This window comes from Paeniglutamicibacter psychrophenolicus, from assembly GCF_030812255.1.
GTDB classification, from domain to species: Bacteria; Actinomycetota; Actinomycetes; order Actinomycetales; family Micrococcaceae; genus Paeniglutamicibacter; species Paeniglutamicibacter psychrophenolicus_A.
The window spans coordinates 14,090-34,949 of the sequence record NZ_JAUSSH010000002.1 but is presented as its reverse complement, the minus strand read 5'-3'; the positions used below and the strand labels follow the sequence as shown (position 1 = coordinate 34,949).

At 68.6% G+C, this 20,860-nt stretch carries 19 protein-coding genes; 4 read left to right on the top strand and 15 right to left on the bottom strand.

Annotated features, from left to right (window positions below; genetic code table 11):
* Positions 1-44: 44 nt before the first annotated feature.
* The 10 genes from J2T21_RS03225 to J2T21_RS03180 all read right to left on the bottom strand — a co-directional run bounded on the left by J2T21_RS03225 (position 45) and on the right by J2T21_RS03180 (position 10,360).
* On the bottom strand, positions 45-2,168 hold the full coding sequence (locus J2T21_RS03225; protein WP_307578435.1) for an acyltransferase family protein: 2,124 nt from the start codon (positions 2,166-2,168) through the stop codon (positions 45-47).
* 66 nt (positions 2,169-2,234) lie between these two features.
* Positions 2,235-2,843: a GNAT family N-acetyltransferase gene (locus J2T21_RS03220; RefSeq protein WP_307578433.1), complete on the bottom strand. Its 609-nt coding sequence runs from the start codon at positions 2,841-2,843 to the stop codon at positions 2,235-2,237.
* Between the two features lie 36 nt (positions 2,844-2,879).
* Positions 2,880-4,157 (bottom strand): M18 family aminopeptidase, encoded by a 1,278-nt coding sequence (locus J2T21_RS03215; protein WP_307578431.1) that lies wholly within the window; start codon positions 4,155-4,157, stop codon positions 2,880-2,882.
* A gap of 82 nt (positions 4,158-4,239) precedes the next feature.
* Positions 4,240-4,404 (bottom strand): hypothetical protein, encoded by a 165-nt coding sequence (locus J2T21_RS03210; protein ID WP_307578429.1) that lies wholly within the window; start codon positions 4,402-4,404, stop codon positions 4,240-4,242.
* A 13-nt stretch (positions 4,405-4,417) separates the two neighbouring features.
* On the bottom strand, positions 4,418-5,131 hold the full coding sequence (locus tag J2T21_RS03205) for a response regulator (protein ID WP_307579525.1): 714 nt from the start codon (positions 5,129-5,131) through the stop codon (positions 4,418-4,420).
* A gap of 8 nt (positions 5,132-5,139) precedes the next feature.
* On the bottom strand, positions 5,140-6,474 hold the full coding sequence (locus J2T21_RS03200) for a sensor histidine kinase (RefSeq protein WP_307578427.1): 1,335 nt from the start codon (positions 6,472-6,474) through the stop codon (positions 5,140-5,142).
* Between the two features lie 30 nt (positions 6,475-6,504).
* Complete coding sequence (locus J2T21_RS03195) at positions 6,505-7,368, bottom strand: ABC transporter permease (RefSeq protein ID WP_307578426.1); 864 nt, start codon at positions 7,366-7,368, stop codon at positions 6,505-6,507.
* A 2-nt stretch (positions 7,369-7,370) separates the two neighbouring features.
* Positions 7,371-8,315: an ATP-binding cassette domain-containing protein gene (locus J2T21_RS03190; protein ID WP_307578424.1), complete on the bottom strand. Its 945-nt coding sequence runs from the start codon at positions 8,313-8,315 to the stop codon at positions 7,371-7,373.
* Positions 8,316-8,462: 147 nt separating this feature from the next.
* A complete protein-coding gene (locus J2T21_RS03185; protein WP_307578422.1) occupies positions 8,463-9,131 on the bottom strand; it encodes a response regulator in 669 nt (222 codons plus the stop codon).
* A complete protein-coding gene (locus tag J2T21_RS03180; RefSeq protein ID WP_307578419.1) occupies positions 9,119-10,360 on the bottom strand; it encodes a sensor histidine kinase in 1,242 nt (413 codons plus the stop codon). Before J2T21_RS03180 ends, J2T21_RS03185 begins: the two co-directional genes overlap by 13 nt.
* Before the next feature lie 133 nt (positions 10,361-10,493).
* Here J2T21_RS03180 and J2T21_RS03175 point away from each other — a divergent pair, with 133 nt between their 5' ends.
* From J2T21_RS03175 to J2T21_RS03165, 3 genes are all read left to right on the top strand, one after another.
* Positions 10,494-11,567 carry a CPBP family intramembrane glutamic endopeptidase gene (locus J2T21_RS03175; protein ID WP_307578417.1) on the top strand — a complete coding sequence of 358 codons (1,074 nt, stop codon included), beginning with the start codon at positions 10,494-10,496 and terminating at the stop codon, positions 11,565-11,567.
* Between the two features lie 71 nt (positions 11,568-11,638).
* Entirely contained in the window at positions 11,639-12,280 is a 642-nt protein-coding gene (locus tag J2T21_RS03170) for a hypothetical protein (protein WP_307578415.1), read from the top strand.
* An 11-nt stretch (positions 12,281-12,291) separates the two neighbouring features.
* Entirely contained in the window at positions 12,292-13,071 is a 780-nt protein-coding gene (locus J2T21_RS03165) for an SGNH/GDSL hydrolase family protein (RefSeq protein WP_307578413.1), read from the top strand.
* On the opposite strand, the gene J2T21_RS03160 is transcribed toward J2T21_RS03165, so the two are convergent.
* The 5 genes from J2T21_RS03160 to J2T21_RS03140 all read right to left on the bottom strand — a co-directional run bounded on the left by J2T21_RS03160 (position 13,068) and on the right by J2T21_RS03140 (position 18,968).
* Positions 13,068-13,703, bottom strand: a complete 636-nt coding sequence (locus J2T21_RS03160) for a response regulator (RefSeq protein ID WP_307578411.1) — start codon at positions 13,701-13,703, stop codon at positions 13,068-13,070. The two genes, J2T21_RS03165 and J2T21_RS03160, sit on opposite strands and share 4 nt — an antisense overlap.
* The gene (locus J2T21_RS03155) at positions 13,703-14,926 is read right to left on the bottom strand and encodes a sensor histidine kinase (RefSeq protein WP_373457896.1); all 1,224 of its coding nucleotides are present in this window, start codon (positions 14,924-14,926) and stop codon (positions 13,703-13,705) included. Before J2T21_RS03155 ends, J2T21_RS03160 begins: the two co-directional genes overlap by 1 nt.
* Before the next feature lie 665 nt (positions 14,927-15,591).
* On the bottom strand, positions 15,592-17,004 hold the full coding sequence (locus tag J2T21_RS03150) for a phytoene desaturase family protein (protein ID WP_307578407.1): 1,413 nt from the start codon (positions 17,002-17,004) through the stop codon (positions 15,592-15,594).
* Positions 16,994-18,433, bottom strand: coding sequence for a glycosyltransferase family 87 protein (locus tag J2T21_RS03145; protein ID WP_307578405.1), 1,440 nt, complete (start codon positions 18,431-18,433; stop codon positions 16,994-16,996). The genes J2T21_RS03150 and J2T21_RS03145 overlap by 11 nt, the downstream gene beginning before the upstream one ends.
* A gap of 88 nt (positions 18,434-18,521) precedes the next feature.
* The gene (locus J2T21_RS03140) at positions 18,522-18,968 is read right to left on the bottom strand and encodes an SRPBCC family protein (RefSeq protein WP_307578403.1); all 447 of its coding nucleotides are present in this window, start codon (positions 18,966-18,968) and stop codon (positions 18,522-18,524) included.
* 150 nt (positions 18,969-19,118) lie between these two features.
* Here J2T21_RS03140 and J2T21_RS03135 point away from each other — a divergent pair, with 150 nt between their 5' ends.
* Positions 19,119-20,846: an alkaline phosphatase D family protein gene (locus tag J2T21_RS03135; RefSeq protein WP_307578401.1), complete on the top strand. Its 1,728-nt coding sequence runs from the start codon at positions 19,119-19,121 to the stop codon at positions 20,844-20,846.
* The last annotated feature ends 14 nt before the right edge of the window (positions 20,847-20,860 follow it).

Below are 20,860 nucleotides of genomic sequence, written 5' to 3'. Positions count from 1 at the left end.
CCGACCGTGTCCGGTGCGGTGCATCACGCCCTTCGCGCGGGCCCTCAGCCCAATCCATCAACACGCAGCAACGCGCCCAGCCGGGCGTCAAAGACCGGGGCAAGGGTGCGCATGTAGGTGTCCGAGACGTGGTGCTTGTCCCGATACACCAGCACGTTGCCGATCACCGCCGGGCAGAATCCGTCCGCGCAGAACTGGTCGGAGAAATCCAGCACGTCGACGCGTGGTTCGCGTGCTGCAGCGGCACGGGTGGTGTCGTTGGCCTCGAAGGCCTTGGCCACCGGAGCCCCGCAGGACACCAGGTCCGTGGGGTGCTCCGCCACGCAGTCCCGCGCGTAGGTCCTGGTCCCGGGGCGCGGGGTGTCGATGATCGGGTAGACCTTGATGCCTGCGTCCTCGAGCTGCCCCCAGTAGCCGGCGAAGCCCTCGGCCGCACCGCTTTCGAACGTGGACCCGGCCCAGTGGCTGGTCACCACCGCGTCCACGTCCCCGCGTGCCAGGATGCGCTCCAGCGTGTCCTGGTTTGCCCCGCTGCAGGAGATGCTGCCGTTGGCCTCGGCGATGCGCTTGGTGCCGGAGAACGGGCAGGAGTTCTTCAGGTAGGTCAACAGCGTCCACCCGTGGCGCTTGGCGGAGGCCTCCAGCGCCCGATACCAGTGCGTGGCATGCGAGTCGCCGACCAGGGCAATGGTCAGTGAGCCGTCCTTCGCTCCCCTGGAACATTCGCGGGTGCTCGGCGACTGCGGTTTCTGGACGCAATCGCCCAGGTCGGGCAGGTCGCGCTCGGCTTCCGCGGGCACCGGGACGATCTGGTTCACGCCCTGCAGGTAGGCCGGCGCGCCGGAGGCAATCGATGCGGCGCCGAAGCCGGGAGGCGGGGCGGCCAGCAACGTGGCGGCGGCACGTTCGGCGGCGATGATCTCCCGCTGGGCGAGGGTTCCGGGCGCCAGGGCCAGCGCGGCGACCACCGCGACCGCGACCGCACCGGCACCCAGCGCCCGCCATTTCGAGGCGGCAAGCGGGGCCAGGGCGCGCACCGGGGTTTCGATCCAGCGGTGGGAGGCCGCAGCGAGCAGCAACGAGAGCACCAGCAGCCCCAGGCTCTGGGCCGGGCCCGGCTCCCGTCCGGCCAGGAACAGGAAGAAGGTGATCACCGGCCAATGCCACAGGTACAACGAATAGGAAATGTCCCCGACCCATTGCACGGGCCGGGCCTCAAGGAGTTTTTGCGGGGCCAGGGCGCCACGGGTTTCCCCCGCCAGGATCACCGCAAGGGTTCCAGCCACCGGCAGGGCCGCGGAAAGCCCCGGGAACGCGGTGCCCGCCCCGTACCCGAAGGCCGCGACCGCGATCGTCCCGAACCCCGCCCAGGCCAACGCGGTGCGGGCCCGACGGCCCTCGAACCAGCGGGCGCGCAGGGGCTGGGTCCCGGTCCCGGGCGGGGCGAGGAAAAGCGCCAGCAACCCGCCCGCGGCGAGTTCCCAGACCCGGGCGCCGGTGTCGAAGTAGGCCGCCTGATTCCCCGCGGCAACCAGCACCATCGAATAGGCCAGCGATGCCGCGATGACTGCACCGAAGACCAGCAGCAGACCGGTGCGCGGCAACCCGGCGGACGCTTCCCGCCGGCCCGCCGTGCGGCGCAACCCGCCCTGCACCCACCGGTTTCCGAGCCACACGGCCAGCAGCACCAGCAGCGGCCAGAAGAGGTAGAACTGCTCCTCGACCCCGAGGGACCAGAAGTGCTGCAGCGCGGTGGGCGCCTCCTCGGCGGCCAGGTAGTCCACGGAGCTTGCCGCAAGCAGCCAATTCTCCACGGAGAACGCGGAGGCCAGCGCCGCGGTGCCCACGGATTTCCATTGCGTTGCCGGCAGCAGCACCAGCGTGACGGCCAGCACCGCCAGGATCACCGCGAACGCTGCGGGCAGGATCCGCCGCACCCGTGCGGCCCAGAACCCGGGCAGGTCGATGCGCCCGGTTCGGCGCACCTCGCGCAGCAGGTGCCCGGTGATCAGGAAGCCGGAGATCGCGAAGAACACGTCGACCCCGATGAACCCGCCGGGCACCAGCCGGGGCTCCAGGTGGTAGGTGAGGACCAGCAGCACCGCCACGGCGCGCAGGGACTGGACCTCGGGCAGGAAACGGCGTGGCGTGCTTTGCTCGGCGATCATGTCCGCGAGCAAAGCACGGGCGGGTGAACATCGGGTGACGCCCCGGTGGCCGGCAGGCCACGGAGCTCAGGAACGGGCGGCGGGGCCCGGGCGGGGGTCGGTGGCCAGGATGGAGAACACGTGTGCGTCGATCCACCGCCCGTCAAAGAGCAGCGCGGCCCGCGCCGTGCCCTCGAGGATGAACCCGGCGCGCTCGTAGACGTGCCGGGCCCGCGGGTTGAAGTCGTAGACCTCCAGGGCAATGCGGTGCAGGGTCGTATTGCTGAAGGCATGCTCCAGCAGCAGCGCCGTCGCCTCCGAGCCCAGTCCCCTGTTCCGGCCGGCGGGGCCCAGCAGGATCCGGAAGCCGCACGAGCGGTTTTCCGCATCCAGATCGTTGAGCACCACCTCGCCCACGCAGTGCCCGCCGGCCGCATCCACCACCGCCAAGTCGAGCCTGTCGTTGCGCGTGGCGAGCCCCTCGTACCAGGCCCTGGTGGCGGCGTCGAGGCCCGGGTCCGCCGATTCGGCATCCCGGGTCGAATGCACCGACCCGGTCAGCTTCAAGACCTCGGGATCCGCAAGGATCGGGCCCATGGCCGCGATGTCCGCCTTGGTGAAGGGGCGCAGGATGACCCGCTCCCCCGCCAGGACGGGCTTGGTTCCAAGTCCCACCACGGCCCCGCCGTTCTCCATCTGCCCGCCCACCGTCCGCCGCCGACCCGACGCCGATCAGGCGGCGAAGAACGCGGCGGAGATCTTGGCCAGGCGCAACGGGTCCTCCACGCCGCACAGCTCGCGGGCCGAGTGCATCGACAGCAGCGGGATGCCCACGTCCACGGTGCGGATGCCCAGCCGGGTGGCGGTCAGCGGGCCGATGGTCGATCCGCACGGCATCTGGTTGTTGGAGACGAACTCCTGGTACGGGACATCCGCCTGAGCGCAGAGCCGGGCAAAGAGCGCCGCCCCCACCGCGTCGGTGGCGTAGCGCTGGTTGGCGTTGATCTTCAGCAGGGGGCCGTTGCCCAGCAGCGGGCGGTTGGCCGGGTCGTGGCGGCCGGGGTAGTTGGGGTGCACCGAATGCCCGGCGTCCGCGGAGAGGCAGAACGAGTCGGCGTAGGCGCGATTGCGGTCCTCGCCCGTGGCCCCCAGGGTGTGCCCGATGCGCTCGAGCACGTCCTGCAGCAGCGGGCCGCAGGCCCCGGAGCGGGAGGCCGAGCCGATTTCCTCGTGGTCGAAGGCGGCCAGCACCGCGATGTGCTCCCCGCCGCCGGTTTCGGCGTGTTCGATCAGCGCGGCCAGCGAGGCGTGCATCGAGGAGAGGTTGTCCAGCCGGCCGCAGGCGAAGAACTCGCCCGAGCCGCCGAAGACCTGCCCTTCCTGCGCGTCGGCCACCACCACGTCGTAGCCGCCGATGTCGGCCGCGTCCACGCCGGCGGATGCGGCCAGCACGGCCAGCACGTCGGATTCCGCCGGGTCCCCGATCCCCCACACCGGGTTCATGTGCTGCTGCTTGTCCAGGGCCAGCCCGTCGTTCACGGCCCGGTCCAGGTGGATGGCCAACTGCGGGAAGCGCAGCATCGGGGCGGTGCGGGCCAGCAGCTGCGTGCCGTCGCGCAGCACCAGGCGCCCGGCCAGCAGCAGCTCGCGGTCCAGCCAGGAGTTCAGCAGCGGGCCGCCGTAGACCTCGACCCCGGCCTGCAGCCAGCCGTGGGCGCCGGTGGTGGGCTTGGGCTTGAGCTTGAAGGAGGGCGAGTCGGTGTGCGAGCCCAGGATGTGGAAACCCGTCGTGGCGGTCGCGTCCTCGGGCTGCACCCAGGCGATGATCGCCCCGTCGCGGATGACGTAGTGCCCTCCGGGGGCCGGCTCCCAGGCGTCGGCCTCGTTCAAGGCGGTGAACCCGGCCGCGTCCAGCCGGCGGGCGGCCTCGGCGGCGGCGTGGAAGGACGAGGGCGAGGCCGCGACGAAGGCGGCGAGGTCGTTGATGTGCTCGATGGCTGCGCTGGACATTCGATTCCCTTGACGTAGGTTGCGGGCGGGGGCTCCGGCGGTGCGGTGCCGAAAAACGTGCGTGGAGCCGGGGATCCGGGCCCTAGTAGCGGGTGCGGACCAGGGCCACCACGAGGGCGCCGACCCCCAGCACGATGCTAGCCCAACCGGGGATGGGCAGCGCGAAGAGCGTGATCAGGAAGGCGCCGAGCACCCCCAGCACCACGGCCAGCAGCAGCCAGGGGCTGCGCAGGAATTCGGAGTTCATGGGCATGCGTCCTTTAGTAGTCCAGCCCCTGGCTGGGGATGACCAACCCGGTTTCGTACGCGTAGACCACGGCCTGCACGCGATCGCGCAGGTGCAGCTTGGTCAGGATCCGGCGCACGTGGGTCTTCACGGTGGCCTCGGAGAGGAAGAAGCGGTGCGCGATCTCCGCGTTGGACAGCCCCTCGGCCATGGCCCCGAGCACCTCGAGCTCACGCGGGGTCAGGTCCCCCAGCAGCGGATCGCGTTCCGGGGCCGGTGCGGGACGGTTGGCCCCGCCGGCGCGCACGTAGGTTTCCAGCAGCCGGGCGGTGACCCGGGGGGCGACCACCGCATCTCCGGAGGCGACCAGGCGCACCGCGTTGACCAGTTCCTCGGGAGCGACGTCCTTGAGCAGGAAGGCGCTCGCCCCGGCCTGCAGCCCGGCGAAGGCATACTCGTCCAGGTCGAAGGTGGTCAGGATGATGACCTTCGCCTCCGGGTGTTCGCGCACGATGCGTCCGGTCGCCTCGATGCCGTCCATGACCGGCATGCGCACGTCCATGAGCACCACGTCGGGCTTCATCTTGGCGGCAAGCGCCACGCCCTCGGCCCCGTCGGAGGCTTCGCCGAGGATCGCCAGGTCATCCTCGCCCTCGAGGATGAGCCGGAATCCCATGCGCAGCAGCGGCTGGTCGTCGACCAGCAGCACCCCGATGCGCGCGGTGGTTTGGTCGGTGGTTTCGGGCATGGTTTTGCTCACGATCCTTGGTGTTGGGTCTTGGGTGCGGTTTGCGTGCCGGTGCCCGCGGGCGTTTCCCCGGGGCAGCGGGTCGGGTGCGGCAACTTGAGCTTGGCCAGCACGCTCCAGCCGCCGGCGGAGGCCGGCCCGGCATATAGCGTGCCGTCGAAGAGCGCGGCTCGTTCCTTCATGCCGCGGATGCCCTGGGCCGATCCGACCAGTTCGCGGCGTGCCTCCTGGTGCGTGCCGTCGTCGTGGATGCGCACCGTGACGTCTTGGTCCACCCGGGCCACGGACACCTCGACCGCGGTGACGTTGCGGCCGTAGCGCAGCACGTTGGTCAGCGATTCCTGGATGATGCGGTGGACGGTCAGCTGGAAGGTGGCGTCGTCCGGCAGCGCCGGGCCTGAGGTGGAATAGCGCAGCGGCAGCCCCGCCACCTTGAACCCGGCGAGCATTTCCTCCAGCGACCCTCCGGCCGGTTGCGGTTCCAGGGATGCCCCGTCTCCGGTGCGCAGCACCCCGATGACCCGTCGCATGTCCCCCAGCGCGCGCCGCCCGGTGCCGGAGAGCTCGGCCAGCACCTCCCCGGCACGGACGGGATCGCGCTTGAGCACCACCGCCGCCCCGTCGGAGAGTGCGATCATCACCGAGAGCGAGTGCGCGACCACGTCGTGCATCTCGCGGGCGATGCGGGTGCGTTCGCGCACCTGTGCCAGGGTCTGGACGCGCTTGGCCCAGTTGTCCAGCTCGGCCTCGTGCAGCCGGTGGTTGCGCACCGCCGCACCGATCGCCACGGCCGCGGCGTTGGTGCCCAGCAGGAAGGCCAGGGAGAGTGTGATGGTCAGGTTCCGCCCGCCGATTTCCGCCAGCGCGGCCTGGTCCTCTGCGGAATCAGTGAACATCGCCGGCAGCCCGATGATCACGAAGATCAACCCCTGCAGCGCGGTGATCAGGGCTGTCAGCGCGAACATGCGCCTTGCGGCATATTTTGTGGAGGCGGCATACAGCGCGATCCACAAACCGGCGCTGCCGCCGAAATACGAGGAATCCAGCAGCGTTGCGGCCGAGTCAAAGAGCACCACCATGATCAGCACGAACATCGGCCAGCGGCGCCGGAAGTACAGCCAGACTCCGGTGATCGTCAACAGGCCGGTGGTGGCCCAGTGCTCCGAGAGCACCGATTCGACCAGGCTCACAATGGTCAGCAGGAAGTAGAGCAGCACGACGGAGGCGTTGACCAGCACCGGGTTCCGGCGCATGTAGGCACGCAGGGGCCCGATGCGCTGTGCCGAGATCTCGGCGAAGCTGGCCTCCGGGGTTCCGGAGGCCGGCGCCGTGTTTTCACTCATGTCTTGAGCCTAGCGACCTATCGGGGGATTCTAGATGTCGCGGCGCTGCAGCACCACGGCCGCGGCGACCAGCGGGATGACGATCCACGCGGCGACCACCAGCCCGTTCTGCCATTGCTCCAGGCCGCCTGGGGCCAGTTGGAGCTGCATCAGTGCGGCACCTGCCTGGTCCGGCAGGAAGCGCATGGCCTTGGCCAACCAATCGGCAAGGGCACTGAACCCGCCCATGGCCAGCGGAAGGACGAAGAACAGCGCCGCAAGCACGACGATGCCTCCGGCCGAGTTGCGCAGCAGGGCCCCCAGAGCCATCCCGATCAGCGACACCATGACCACGTAGAGAACGCCGACCCACATGGCGCGCTGCAACGCCTCGGAAGAGAACACCAGCTCCAGGTCGTATGCGCCGGCGATGGGCTTGGCAACGGCGAAGGACAGCAGAATCGACACGGTCGCCACCACCGCGGAAACGATTCCGATCATCAGCGTCTTGGCCCAGAACACGGGCTGGCGCGTGGGGACGGCGACAAAGGTTGAACGTGCTGCGCCCGTGGCAAACTCGGAGCTCATGACCATCACGGCCAGCGCCCCGATGATCAGCTGGGCGAAGGCCAGTCCGCTGGTAGGCAGTGCCGCGGTGGCCTCTCCCATGTCCCCCATGGATGCGGCCATTTCCGGGGACTCCGCGGCCATGCCCATGGACCAGCCGATAAGCCATGCGCCCAGTGCGGCGAATGCCACCATCACCACGATGGTGGCCAAGATCAGGATCATGGTGGAGGGAAGCGAGAAGAACTTGATGAATTCGCCGCGCAGCACTCCGGGGAAGCTGAGCTTTCCGCTTCCGGCGGCACCGGGCGCGGCGGAACGTGGTCGTTTCATGGTTGCGGTACTCATGGCTAGCCCTGCTTTCCGGTGCTCGTGGCGGCAAGCTCGTTGCCAAGGTGGGAGTGGTACTCGACCTCGTCTTGGGTCAGCGCCATGTAGGCCTCTTCGAGGGACTGCTTCACGGGCGTCAACTCGTAGAGCAGGATCTGCCTGTCGAGGGCGCGGGTCGCGATGGCCCGGCCATCAAGCCCGGCGACCTGGATGGTTTGGGCATCGACCCGGGTCAACTGCACGTTTTCGGCGGCCAGCGCGTTCATCAAGTCTTCGGCCGAGTCGGTCTTGACCCTGCAGGTCGGCACGTTGCTGCCGCCAATGATCTGCTCGATCGGGGCGTCGGCAATGATGCGCCCGCGCCCGATCACGATCAGGTGGTCGGCGGTCAGGGCCATCTCGCTCATCAGGTGTGAGGAGATGAACACCGTCTTGCCCTGGGAGGCCTGGTGGCGGGCGAGGTTCCGGACCCACAGCACGCCCTCGGGATCCAGCCCGTTGACCGGCTCGTCGAGGATCAGCGTCTGCGGGTCACCCAGCAGGGCGACCGCGATGCCCAACCGCTGGCCCATGCCCAACGAGAAGCCGCCGACCTTCTTGGAAGCGACAGCCCCCAGGCCGGTGAGTTCGATGACCTCGTCGACGCGGGTGTTGGGGATCGAGTGGGTTGCCGCCAGGGCCCGCAGGTGTGTGCGGGCGCTGCGCGACTTGTGCACGGACTTGGCTTCCAACAGGGCCCCGACCTCGCGCAGCGGCGCGGCATGCTCGGCGTACCTGCGGCCATTGACCGTCACGTTGCCAAAGGACGGCCGGTCGAGCCCGACGACCATGCGCATGGTGGTGGATTTTCCGGCCCCGTTCGGGCCAAGGAAGCCGGTGACTTTGCCCGGCTGGACGGTAAAGGTAACCCCGTCCACCGCACGCTTGGTGCCGTAGTTCTTGGTCAACGCCTCTGCTGTGATCATGTCTCCAACGGTACGGAGTTTCTCTCGGTGCGTCGCCGCCCAAGTGGATGATCTTCAGGGGTGAGGCCGTCACTCTTTCGGCGTACGGGTTTCCCCCTAGGGGGTGCCGGAGTTCCGGTAAAGCCACCGCATGCCGCGGGCCCGGAATCAGCCGGCCTCGGATTCGAAGACGCACAGTGCCACCTGGACGCGGTTGTCCATGCCCAGCTTCTCCAGCACCCGGCCGATGTGGGTTTTCACGGTCGCCAGCGAGATGAACAGCTGCTGTGCGATCTCCTGGTTGGAGTGGCCGCGGGCCATCGCCACCGCGATCTCCCGTTCCCGCCCGGTGAGCACGCCCAGCTTCTCGAGGGCCAGGTTGCGCCGCGAGCTCTCCGGGCGCGAACCGGCCACCGAGATCAGCTGCTTGGTGACCGATTCGGAGAGCATCGTCCGCCCGGCGGCCACCTGGTTGATGGCGTTCATCAGTTCGGCCGGCGGGGTGTCCTTGAGCAGGAATCCGCTGGCACCCATCTTCAGCGCGGAAAGCACCATCTCGTCGGTGTTGAACGTGGTCAGGACCAGGATCTTTTGGCCCGGGTCGGCCCGCAGGATCTCCTCGCTGGCCAAGAGCCCGTCCATGACCGGCATCCTGATGTCCATCAGCACCAGATCCGGTGCCAGTGAGTCCACCAGGGACACCGCCGCCCGCCCGTCGGCGCATTCGCCCACGACCTCGACGCGCGGGTCCGATTCGATGATCATGCGCAGCCCGGCGCGCACCAGGTTCTCGTCATCGACCAGCACGATCCGGATCACTTCGTCTACGTTCCCCACGGCAGCCACACCTTCAACACGAATTCGCCTTGTTCTTCCGGCTCGATCTGCACTTCCCCGCCGGCCAGCCGGACCCGCTCTGCCAGGCCGGTCAAGCCCAGGCCGGAACCGGGAGGGCTCCCCGGCCCGGGTGCTTCCCGCGGCCCGACGTCCAGCCTGTTGGATGCCCGCAGGAACAGCCTCTCGCCGCCGCCACCGCCGACCAGAAGCCTGACCTCTTGCCGGGGCGCGTGTCGGCGGGCGTTCGTCAGCACCTCCTGGATGATCCGGTACAGGTGGCGCCCGGTGCCCTGCGGCAGGGCGTCCAGCCGTTCCCGGGTATCGGGCTCCAGCTCGAGGTTGACCGCGGTGCCGGCGGCCCGACTGTCCGCCAGGATCTGTTCCAGCTGGTCCAGCGTGGGTTGCGGCCTGGCCGATTCGTCCTCGCGCAGCGTGTTGGGGTCGCGCAACATGCCCAGCACCTCGCGCAGCTCGCCCAGGGCCAGGTGCGAGTTCTCCCGGATGACACCGGCCGTTTGCCGGGTTTCCTCCGGTGAGAGGTCGCTGCGGTATTCCAGGGCACCGGAATGCAGGGCAACCAGCGAGAGCCGGTGCGCCAGGACGTCATGCATCTCCCGGGCAATGCGGGTGCGCTCGTCCGCCTTGGCCGCGTGGATCTGGGCCTCGCGTTCCCGCTGGGCGCTGTGCATCTGCTCGCGCTGCGCGGCCGCCAGTTGCCGCCGTCCCCCGATGTACATGCCGCCAAGCACCATCACGGTGAGCAGGACCAGGGCCGTGATGGTGGTTTCCCACCAGGCCAGGGCCTCGCCAACGGGTATCAGCACCGTGGCGGCCAGGCGTTCGCCGACCAGCATCGAACCGACAAACAGCGCCGAGGTCACTGCAATTTCCCACGCCTTGCGTCGGGTGGCCAGTGACACCACTCCCATCATGGTGATGCCGGCGGCGAATGCGGAGGGGATGGAAAGCAGTACGAGGGCCGCCACCACGGGCACGGGGAATCGGTGGCGGAACGGGTACAGCACGAACGCCGCCAGCCCGCAGAGGATGTCCAACCCGATCACGAGCCCCACCGCGTCCACGTCCGCGGGGTTGCCGGGGGAATATTCTTCGTAGACCAGCCCGAAACCCAGGAACCCCAGCAGCAGCCCCAGGCCCAGCCGCCACGAATGCGCGAGAATTGCGCGCGGTATCGATGCCTTGGTGGATGCTGCATTCACTGTGGTCATTGGCTTAACGTTACCGGCGGCGCGAACGCGCGGGCATCGGCCGAAAGGACCACATTCCCCTGCCCCGGCGGAAGCGCAAAGATCGTCCGAATTGCCGAGGCCAACAGGGCACCGACTGATACACAATGGTGGCATGAACACCATTCCACCGCCGTACCCGCCGCCGGCCCACGACCCGCAGCCCGGAGCCCACCCCGCCTACCGGGGTCCGGTGGTCCCGGCCCCGGCACCCGTCCCGGCCGAACCGCTGGAGTACCACCGGCTGGCCCGCACCTATGGCGCCTATCGCTGGTGGAAGCCGCTCATGGTGGGGCTCATCGCCCTGGGCCTGTACGTGGGCATCATGCTGCTGGCGGGGATCGTTTTCGTTGTCGCCGCGCTCGGCAACCCCGAGCTGGAGGCCTCCATGGATGCTGTGGTCATGGACACCACCAACATCGACATGTCCGACCCGGCCGTCTTCATACTCTCCATGGCCACCTTGGTCGTGATGCTGCCGGTGATCCTGCTGGCCACCCGGATGATGAACGTGCAGAAGGTCGGCTCGCTGACCTCGGTCACCGGGCGCATGCGCTGGGGCTGGCTGGGCCAGTGCATGGCCGTGGCCCTTGCGGTCCTGGCATTGAGCTTCGGGCTCTCCTTCGCGCTGGATGCCATGGCCGGGCGCGGCATCGCACCGGACTTCAACGCACCGGACATGTGGATGATGCTGATCCTGACCTTGCTCCTGGTTCCGTTCCAGGCCACGGCCGAGGAGTACGTGTTCCGCGGATACCTGATGCAGCTGATCGGCGGCTGGCTGCGCCACCCCGCCTTCGCGATCCTCCTGCCCATCCCGCTGTTCATGGCCGGGCACTTGTACGACATCTACGGGCAGCTGGATGTGGGCTTCTTTGCCCTGGCGGCCGGATGGCTGGCCTGGCGGACCGGCGGGCTGGAGGCGGCCATCGCGCTGCACGTGGTGAACAACTCGGTCATCTTCGGCTTGGGTGCCATCGGGCTGGTCGATGTCAGCGCCACCGAAAGCGACCTGCCAAGCCTGATCGCCTCGATCATCACCACCTCGGTGTTCGTCCTGGTCATCGTGAAGCTGGCGAACAAGCGCAACATCCAGCGCCGGTCCGTTCCACCGGCACCGGCACCGGTGCTCGCCGCGCCCGGACCCTGGGTGCAGCCCGGGCCGTGGGACGCGCCGCCCCAACACTAAGGACACCTTGCGGGGTTCGCCCGCATCCGCGGTATAGGTTGGGGCCAAAGAGCAACATCAGGGGGAAATCGGTGAAGTCAACTGTTCGCGGCGCGGCAAGGCCTGCCCTGGTCGTCCCCTCGCTGGCGGCAGCGGTCCTGCTGCTTGCCGGGTGCGTCCCGTTGGACGACCCCGGGCCCTCGCAAAGTCCCCCGGTCCCCGCACCAATCCAGTCGGCCTCCGCGATTCCCAGCGGTTGGGAGGACTGCCAAGATCCCGTCGCCACGGCAGGAGAGGCACTCGTCGAAGGCTGGAAGGTCTTCGCAGTCATGGCTGTGGATACGGGGCCGGGAGGGATCTCCGGTACCACACTCCTGAACGGAGCCTACAGCCCGCTCATTACCTTCGAAGACGAAGGCCCCCAAGACATGGCACGTTTCACCGGGACGATCAGCGAGGACATAGGTTTTCCCGCGGACGGCCTCCTGTCCGGGGTTAAATCGCTGGAAACGACCTTCCAGGACGTCGAAGGAGAGGGCAGGATCGTGACCTACCGTGCCGTCGAGGAGGCGAGTCTGCCGTTCACCTTGGCCTGCGGGAACGAAGAGGCCCGCGGAACACTCCACACCTGGAACAACACCGAGTCCGGCATCCTCGACTGCACCCTGGCAGCCGAGGAGCCGGCCGGTTCCCCGGCGGCCTTGGCTCGGGAAGAATATTGCCTAAGGGGCTGAGGCGGTTCATCATGGGCGGAAGTTCCTGGGAGCCCGTCGGCCTGGAAAAGGACAAGATCATGGCCCGGCGAAAGAACAGGCAAGGCGCGGCGGTCCTTGGCCTGCTGGCCCTGTTTGCGGCGTTGGTCCTCACCGGCTGCCAAGCGGTCGGTCCCGACACACCGTCGCCTACACGCACCTCGGCATTGCCGTCCCCCGTGCGCAACGTGGTGGTAATTGGCGACTCGCTGAGCACCGGATTCGGCACCAGCCCCGCGAACGCCTGGCCGAACCTCATCGCCGCCTCGCACCGGGACGACACTGTGCCGCTGGAGATCCTCAACACCGCACAAAACGGAAGCGGCTACCTGAACGTCGGCCTCACCGGAACCACCTTCGCGTGGCAGGTGGAGCAGGCGGTGACGCCTCAGGCCGACCTCGTGCTGTTCTTCGGCTCGGTCAACGACCTGCGCCACGACCCGGCGGACCTGGCTCCGGTCATCGCCGAAATCTACGCCTCCGCCCGGCGGCGGGCCCCGCATGCCACCTTCCTGGTGGTGGGGCCGCCGGCCTACAGCGCCCACCCGGAGGCCCGGCGCCTGGCCCTGCGGGACGTTCTCGAGCGGGCGGCGCACTCGGCCGGGGCCCGATTCGTTGATCCCATCGCCGAGGGCTGGCTCGTCGAGGACCTCGACCGGTTCGTGGGACCGGACGGGCTGCATCTCTCGGTGGAGGGAAACCAACACCTGCGGGACAAGATGGAACCGCTCATGTTGGAGACACTGCGCGCGAAGTCCGCCGCGGAAAGCTAGCGGATCAGGCGGCTGCCCCGGGCCCTGTCGATGGCAGCGGTGCGGTTGTCGACCCCGAGCTTGTCATAGATGTGGATCAGGTGCGTCTTGACCGTGGACTGGGAGATGAAAAGTTCGCCGGCGATCTCCTTGTTGCTCTGCCCGCGGGCCAGCAGCTGCAGCAGCTCGAGTTCGCGCGGGCTCAGGTCGGTGGAGTTGGCACGGGCCTCGGGGGTGATGCGTGCGGCAATGTCCGCCGAGAGGACCTGTTCCCCGGCCGCCGCTGCTTCGACCGCAGCCAGCACGTCGGGCAGCGGGGCATCCTTGAGCAGGTAGCCGGCCGCCCCGGCATCCAGCGCCGCCCGGATGTCCGCGTCCGAGTCGTAGGTGGTCAGGATCAACACCGGTGGCCCCTCTTGGGCGCGGATCTTCGCGGTGGCCGTGACCCCGTCCATGCCGTCCATCTGCAGGTCCATGAGCACCACATCCACGTGCTGGCCCAGGGTCTTGAGCCGTTCGAGCTGTGCCAGGGCGGCGGCACCGTCGCCGGCCTCGGCCAGCACCGAGAGCCCGCCCTGCTCGGTGAGCACCGCGCGCAGGCCCGCGCGCACCACGGGGTGGTCATCGACGAGCATGATCTTCAGGTTGGGCATCACAAGCTGCTTTCTGCGGTGGTGAGCGGGATGCGGACGGCCAATACCGTCCCCTCCCCGGGTGCGGATTCGATCTCCAGGGATCCGCCGAGCAGACCCAGGCGCTCGCGCAGGCCGGCCAGGCCGTAACCGGTGCCGTCGGCGCGGGGCTTGGCCGGGATGTCGCCGGTGTCCATGCCGTCCCCGTCGTCGAAGATGTCCAGGGTGACGGCGTCGGGCAGGTAGCCCAGGCTCAAGACCGCGCGGGAGGCGTGGGCATGGGCGGCGACGTTGGCCAGACCGGATTGCGCGGCACGCCAGAGTGCGGCGGCAACCTCCGCCGGCAACGGGGTCGCGGTTCCGTCCTGCCGGAAGGCCACGTCGAATCCGCGGCCGGCGGCCACTGCGGTGCGTTCGGTGGAGGCGCAGAGCCTGCGCAACCGCCCGGCCAGGGAGCGTGCTCCGTCGCCGGCCGAGGACAAGTCTGCGACGAAATCGCGCGCCTCGGCCAGGTTCTCGGAGGCCGTGGCCCCGATGGTCTCGAGCCGTTCGGCAGCCGCCTGGGTGTCCCCCGCGGCCAGGGCCGCCGAGGCGGAGCGGGAGACCAGCACGATGCTGGAGAGCCCCTGGGCCAGGGTGTCGTGGATTTCACGGGCCAACCGGGTGCGCTCGGCCAGGGTCCCGGCGCGGTGCTGTTCCTCGGCGAGCGCCGCACGGGTGGCGCGCAGTTCGTCCAGGGCCAGTCGCTGGTTAACGCCCTCGGTGTACAGCGCCCGGTAGGCCATGCCCATGATGACCGCGAAGATCGCCCCGACCACCGGTCCCAGGACTTGGGGCAGCGCGAGCGATCCGGAGTGGTACCAGCCGGCGGCAACGACCGCGGCCGTCAGCATCGCGACGGCAAAGAGCGAGTGCCGGTGGCCCAGGATGTGCAGGTGCAGGAAGAAGAGCGGGAACGCCAGCCAGGAATAGTCGGCGTGCAGGTAGAGCAGCACCAGCCACAGCACCACGACCCCGGCCAGCCACCACTTGGCCCAGCGCACGGTGCTCGGTGCGCGTCCGGCGGAATGCCGTTTTTCCTGGATGGTTCCGGCCAGGTAGAGGGCGGCCAGCAACGCGGTCAAGGCGATTGCCGTGATCCGCCGGGCCATGCTCGGTTCGGAAAGCAGCACGCGGATGAGTCCGACGCCGAGCAGCGCGGCAAAGCCGACGTGCAGCCCCACGCGCAGGACGCGCAGCACCATCTCGCCGGCCGAGCCCGCTTGGGTATCAAGTGGACGCGGTTCGGCACCTGGTCTCGGTTGCGCGGCGGGAATGGTCACATCACCCAGCGTAGCGCCGCGCACAGGCGGGCCGGCTCCACCGAATGGTTGAGTCCAAGCATCAGCGCTCTCCCGCGAGCTGCCGGGGCTTCACCGGTTCATGGGGGAATCCACCGCCATGTAATAAAAAGATCTGCCAGATGGTAACAACTTTTGTTATTGCTTCTTATATTTCGTTATGCATGTTGATGCCCGTCGGATCACGCGTTCCTCTTTCTCCAGGAGGATCGCTTAAGGTGTCTCAGCTTCGCTCGCGCGAGGCCAGTGATCTTGAAACCCCTCGGGTCACCCTTTAAGCACCTTTGCCTGAAGAACCACGTAAACTTCCCCATCGCGGAATCATCTTGGCCTAGCTTCGCAGGAGGCCTTCGGCGGGCCTAACTCGGACGCACCAGATTCCATGAAGGCGGCAGCCATGGCCGAGCTGGTCAAGAAATGACTACCCGATGAGTCGAGTGGATCCCGGGGAATCTTCCTGACGAAGGTCCCGCCCGCCCCCACTCCTATGCAGGGCATCTGGGGAAGCATGAGGATGTGCATGGGCATAAAGGTTTTCGTCTACTACCACCCCGTGGAATGCCGGACGCCTACCGGCGAATCCCGAACTCGTGGCGCAGCGCGCTCTTGGCCGCCAGGTGGCCGCTCATTCCGTGCACCGAGGGACCCGGCGGGGTCGAGCTGGAGGCCAGGTAGATCCCCTTGGCCGGGGTCCGCCACGGATCGGTGGACAACGTGGGGCGGATCAGCATGCCGCGCATGTCGGTTGCACCACCCGAGAGGTCTCCGCCGACCAGGTTGGGGTTCTGCGCGGCCAACCCCGGCGCGGTGACCGCCTTGCTGTATTCGATGATGTCGGTGAAGCCCGGGGCCACTGCCTCCAGCTGGCGGTTCATCACGGCGGTGAGGTCCGCGGGGTTTCCGTTGGGCACATGGCAGTATGCCCAGAGCACGTGCTTGCCCTCCGGCGCCCGACTTGCATCGAAGCGGCTGGGTTGGGACACGATCGCGTAGGGCGCGGCCGAGACATCGGTGCGCACCCGGCGTTCCTCCCGCCCGATCTGCGCGGCGGTGCCGCCCAGGTGGATGGTGCCGGCACCGGCCAGCTCCGGGTTGCGCCACGGCACCGGGGCGTTGAGCACGTAGTGGATGAGGCAGGATCCCGGGGGCCGGCGCGTGCCGGTGAGGATGTCCTTGTACTTCTGCGGAAGGGCATTCTCCGCGATGGAGGCCATGGCCTCGGGCGAGGTGTCGAACAGGACGGTCTTTTCGGGGAGCTGGGCCAGGTCGGTGACCTCGGTGTCCAGCTCGATGCTGCCCCCTGCCGCAACGAACATGCCCGCCAGCGCATCGGAGATCGCCTGCGAGCCGCCGATCGGAATCGGCCAGCCGCCCGCGTGCGCCGCGGCCGCCAGGAAGAGCCCGGCCCCGGTTGCCGCCGGTCCACGCCCGCCGCCGGCTGTGTGGGCCCCGCAGCCGGCGATCATCGCCGCGGCCACCTGGCCGGTGCCCAGCCCCGGCACCATCAATTGGGCGGCGCGCAGCCCGAAGACGGCCAGCGGACCAAGCTGCCGCGGGATGCGCAGCAGCGGGTTCAGCAACAGCTCCGCGGTCCCCTCCATACGCTCGACGACGGGCCCCAGGATCCGCCGGTAGCCCGGCCCGTCGGCCCCCAGCGCCGCGACGGTCCGCTCCAGCTCCCGCCAGGCGATGCCGGCCCGGCCGTCGGCAAGGGGGTGCGCGAAGGAGATCTCGGGAACCACGAAGTCGACATGCTCGCGCAGCCCGATCTGCCTGAAGAACGGGGAGAGCAGTGCCATCGGGTGCACCGCCGAGCCCAGGTCGTGGATCGCTCCCGTGTAGCCGAGCTCCCGGGTGCGCGCGGCCCCGCCGACGGTGGCGTTGCGTTCGATGAGCCGCACCGAGAGCCCGGCGCGGGCCAGCGTCACGGCGGCGGCCAACCCGTTGGGTCCGGCCCCGATCACTGCGGCGTCATGCGCCATGTCTTGCTCCCAACACGAACCTGTCTTCCGCCCCGGCGAACGCGCCTGCCTGCGGGTCTTCCTGGCCCACCCGGCGCACCGGGTCCAGGTCGGGGTCGAACATCGACTGGCTTACCCGGTACATCAGGTACCCGGTGGCGATCATGTGCCCCAGCACGGCAAACACGTAGAAGGAGGTGGGGAACGTGTTGGAGGCCTTGATGTCGGCGGTGGTGGCGTAGAGGTACATCCAGATGGCCCAGAAGTGCAGCACCTCGAAGAGCTGCCAGATGAGGAAGTCCTTCCACTTGGGCCAGGCCAACGCCGCCAGCGGGATCAGCCACACCACGAATTGCGGGGAGTAGACCTTGTTGAACATGATGAAGGAGGCGACGATGAGGAACACCAGCTGGCCCAGCCGCGGCGCCACCGGCGCGCGCAGTCCCAGGTAGGCGATCCCCGCGCAGCTGGCCACAAAGAGCCCCAGGGCCAGGGCGTTGATGGCTGAGGCGCCCAGGGCCGGCATCCCCGGGACCACGCCGGCGGTGACGTTCCAGATGTGCCAGAAGGAAGAGAGCCCGGCCCCGCGGTCCTCGGTGAAGGAAAAGAAGTGGTTCCACGCGTCGAAGTTCACCACCGCCAGCGGCAGGTTCACCGCCAGCCAGGACATCGCGGCCCCGGCCAGGGACACCCCCAGCGGCTTGTAGCGCCCGGTGCGGATGGCCAGCACGATCACGGCCCCAAAGAAGAGCAGCGGGAAGACCTTCATCGCGGTGCCCAGTCCGATGAGCACCCCGGCGAGGAAGACGGCCTGCCGCGACCAGGCCAGCATGGCCAGGGCCAGGAAGGCCACGGCCCACATGTCCCAGTTGATGGTGGAGGCCAGGATGAGGCCCGGGGCCAGGGCCACCATCGCCGCGTCCCAGGGCCTGCGCCCGGCGGTGCGCGCGGTACTGATGACCACCAGCAGCCACAGCCCGGCCACCAGGAAGAAGTTCACGTCGAAGAAGGCCAGGGCACGGTCGAATTCACCTGTCGGGATGAGCGCGGCGGTCAGCGAGGCGACGACCGACATCAGCACCGGGTACTCGAACTGGGCGCCGGAGGCGAAGGGCGCGAAGGCGTTGTCGGCGAAGCCGCGGGCGTGGAAGAGCGCGGTCCAGTCCGAATAGCAGGCCCAGGCATACGAGTTGGTCCCGCCCCAGCCATTGAGCCGGCAGGCGTTCTTCGAGACCACCGCGAGCAGCGCGGCGATGACCGTAAGGATGACCAGCACGCGTTCGACGGTGAAGAAGCCGGGGTTGGTCCGTCCCGGGCTGCTGTGCCTGCCCAGCGGGCCGCCGATGACCTCGGTGAACTTGCGCAGGAACGCGTCGCTGCGGCTCGGAACCGTGATGCGCATCGGGGCAAGCCGCGGCTTCGGCGGACCTTGGTTCGGTGGCTGGCTCATGGTATTCAGCGTAGTAGGTCAAGCGGCCAAAGCCCCGGCTCCGGACCCGCGGCGCGATGGCGACAGGGAGGACGAACCCGCTTCTCCCCTATCGTTTGCCTTCGGGGAACTGGGCGGCAAGCCGCTCGAGGGTCCTTTCCATGTTCGGCCCGGTGGTCCGGGTGAAGCCCAGCAGCCGCAGCATCCACTTGTGCCGCAATCGGCTGGCATCCCAGGTTTCGCGCACCGTTGTCCCGGACCCGTCGGGTTCCAGTTCGTAGCGCCAGCGGTGCCCGCTGAAGTGCCTCCACGCAATCAGCCGGTCTTGCTCGAATTCGACCACCGTATTGCTGATCCGATAGGGCACGCCCAGGCGCATCTGCATGCCGAACTCGCTCCCGAGGGCGAGCCTTTGTGCCTGGCCGCTTGGGGCCCGCACCGTTCCGGATCCGTCGATGACCGGGTGCATCGCCGGATTCGCCAGCAGCTCGAAGACTTCGTGCGGAGCTGCGGCGATGAATCGTTGGCGGGTCTGCAGGTATGCGGAGGGGCTCATCAGCCCATCTTATGCAGTCCACCCCCGGGACCGGCGCCGGGAAGGTATTTGCGTGCGGGCCACGACGCAGGGCATCGGTGCGCCATGCGGTCTATCCCCAACGATTCAGTTGTGCCATTCTGGGGTGACCGGCACCATCAGGAGAGAATGATGAGCATTGGAAGCACTCCGGCCGGCACCGGCCACTGGACCGACCGGGGCTTGGTGCTCGGCCCGATGCTCCGCCACGTTGACGCAGCCTCTGCCAGCATTTGGGTGGAAACCGCCGCGGCCTGCACCGTCGAGGTCCGTTCCGGCGCGGACGCCTGGCAGGCCGCGACCTTTGCGGCGCACGGCCACCACTACGCCCTGGTCGAGGTCTCGGGACTGGAATCGGGCAGCGTACGCCCCTACACGGTGCACCTGGACGGGACGCTTGCCTGGCCCGTTGCGGACGGGTTTCCCGACCCGGTGATCGCCACCCTGGACCCGGCCAAGGAGCCACGGCTGGCCTTTGGCTCCTGCCGCACCAGTGTTTCGCACGACGAATCCGGCAATCGCACCCACGGGATCGACGCCATGCGCGCCTACGCCCTGGCCATGGCAGCACCCGGGCACGACCACTGGCCCGATGTGGCGCTCTTCCTCGGCGACCAGGTCTATGCGGACTCTACCAGCGACGAGATGCAGGAATTCATCCGCAGCCGCCGCAACATCAAGGAGGCACCCGGGGCCGAACTGAAGGACTTCGAGGAATACGCCCACCTGTACCGGTTGGCCTGGTCGGACCCGGCCAACCGCTGGCTGCTCTCGACACTGCCCAGCGCCATGATCTTCGACGACCACGACATCCGCGACGACTGGAACTCCTCGCTGAGCTGGAAACAAAAGATGCAGAAGACCAGCTGGTGGCACGAACGCATCGTATCCGGGCTCGGCTCGTACTGGATCTACCAGCACCTCGGAAACCTCTCCCCCGACCAGCGTGCGGCCGATCCGCTGTGGCAGCGCGTCGCGGCCCACACCGGTCCCGGCGAGCTGGACCTGACCGCGGACCTGGACGAGTTCGCCGAGCGCGTCGATGCCGTGCCGGAAAGCTACCGCTGGAGCTACTGCCGCGACTGGGATGCGGTGCGCCTGATCGTGGTGGACTCCCGGGCAGCCCGCAAGCTCGAGCCCGAACGGCGCGCCCTGCTCAATGCGGCGGAACTTGCCTGGCTCGACGAGCACATGCGCGGCGGATTCCGCCACCTGCTCATCGGCACCTCGCTGCCCTTCCTGCTGCCCATGGGCCTGCACCACGTGGAATCGTGGGACGAGGCCATCTCCAGCGGCAGCCGCAGGCGACTCAGGGCGTGGCTGGGCGAGCGGTTGCGCCGGCGTTTCGACCTCGAGCATTGGGCCGCGTTCCAGCGCAGCTTCCAGGAGGTGGCGCGGCTCGCCACCGAGGTCGCCGACGGAAAGCGCGGACCGGCCCCGCAGACGGTCACGTTCCTCTCCGGGGACGTGCACTTCTCCTACGTCTCCGAGGTCGAACGCGAGGGCGGCAGCAGGATCCTGCAGGCGGTCTGTTCGCCGATCCGCAACCCGCTTCCCCGTTTCCTGCGCTATTTTGCCGCGGCCCTGGCCTTCGGGCCGGCGGTTCCGTTCGGGGCCTGGATGGCGCGCAGGGCGAACGTGCCAAGCCCGCCGTTTGGCTGGAATCTCATCAAGGGTCCCTGGTTCGACAACAACCTGGCCATCCTGGAGGTCACCGGCGACGGGCTGGCGTTCAGCTGGCTCACCGGGGTGGCCCGGGAGGGGGCCCCGGAATTCCCCGGGCTGGACACCGTCACCGTCGCAACCCTCGGCGCGCGCCGGAACGGTTCGCGGGAAGAGGAACCGCCTGTTCGCAAGTGACAGCGCGCCGGTCC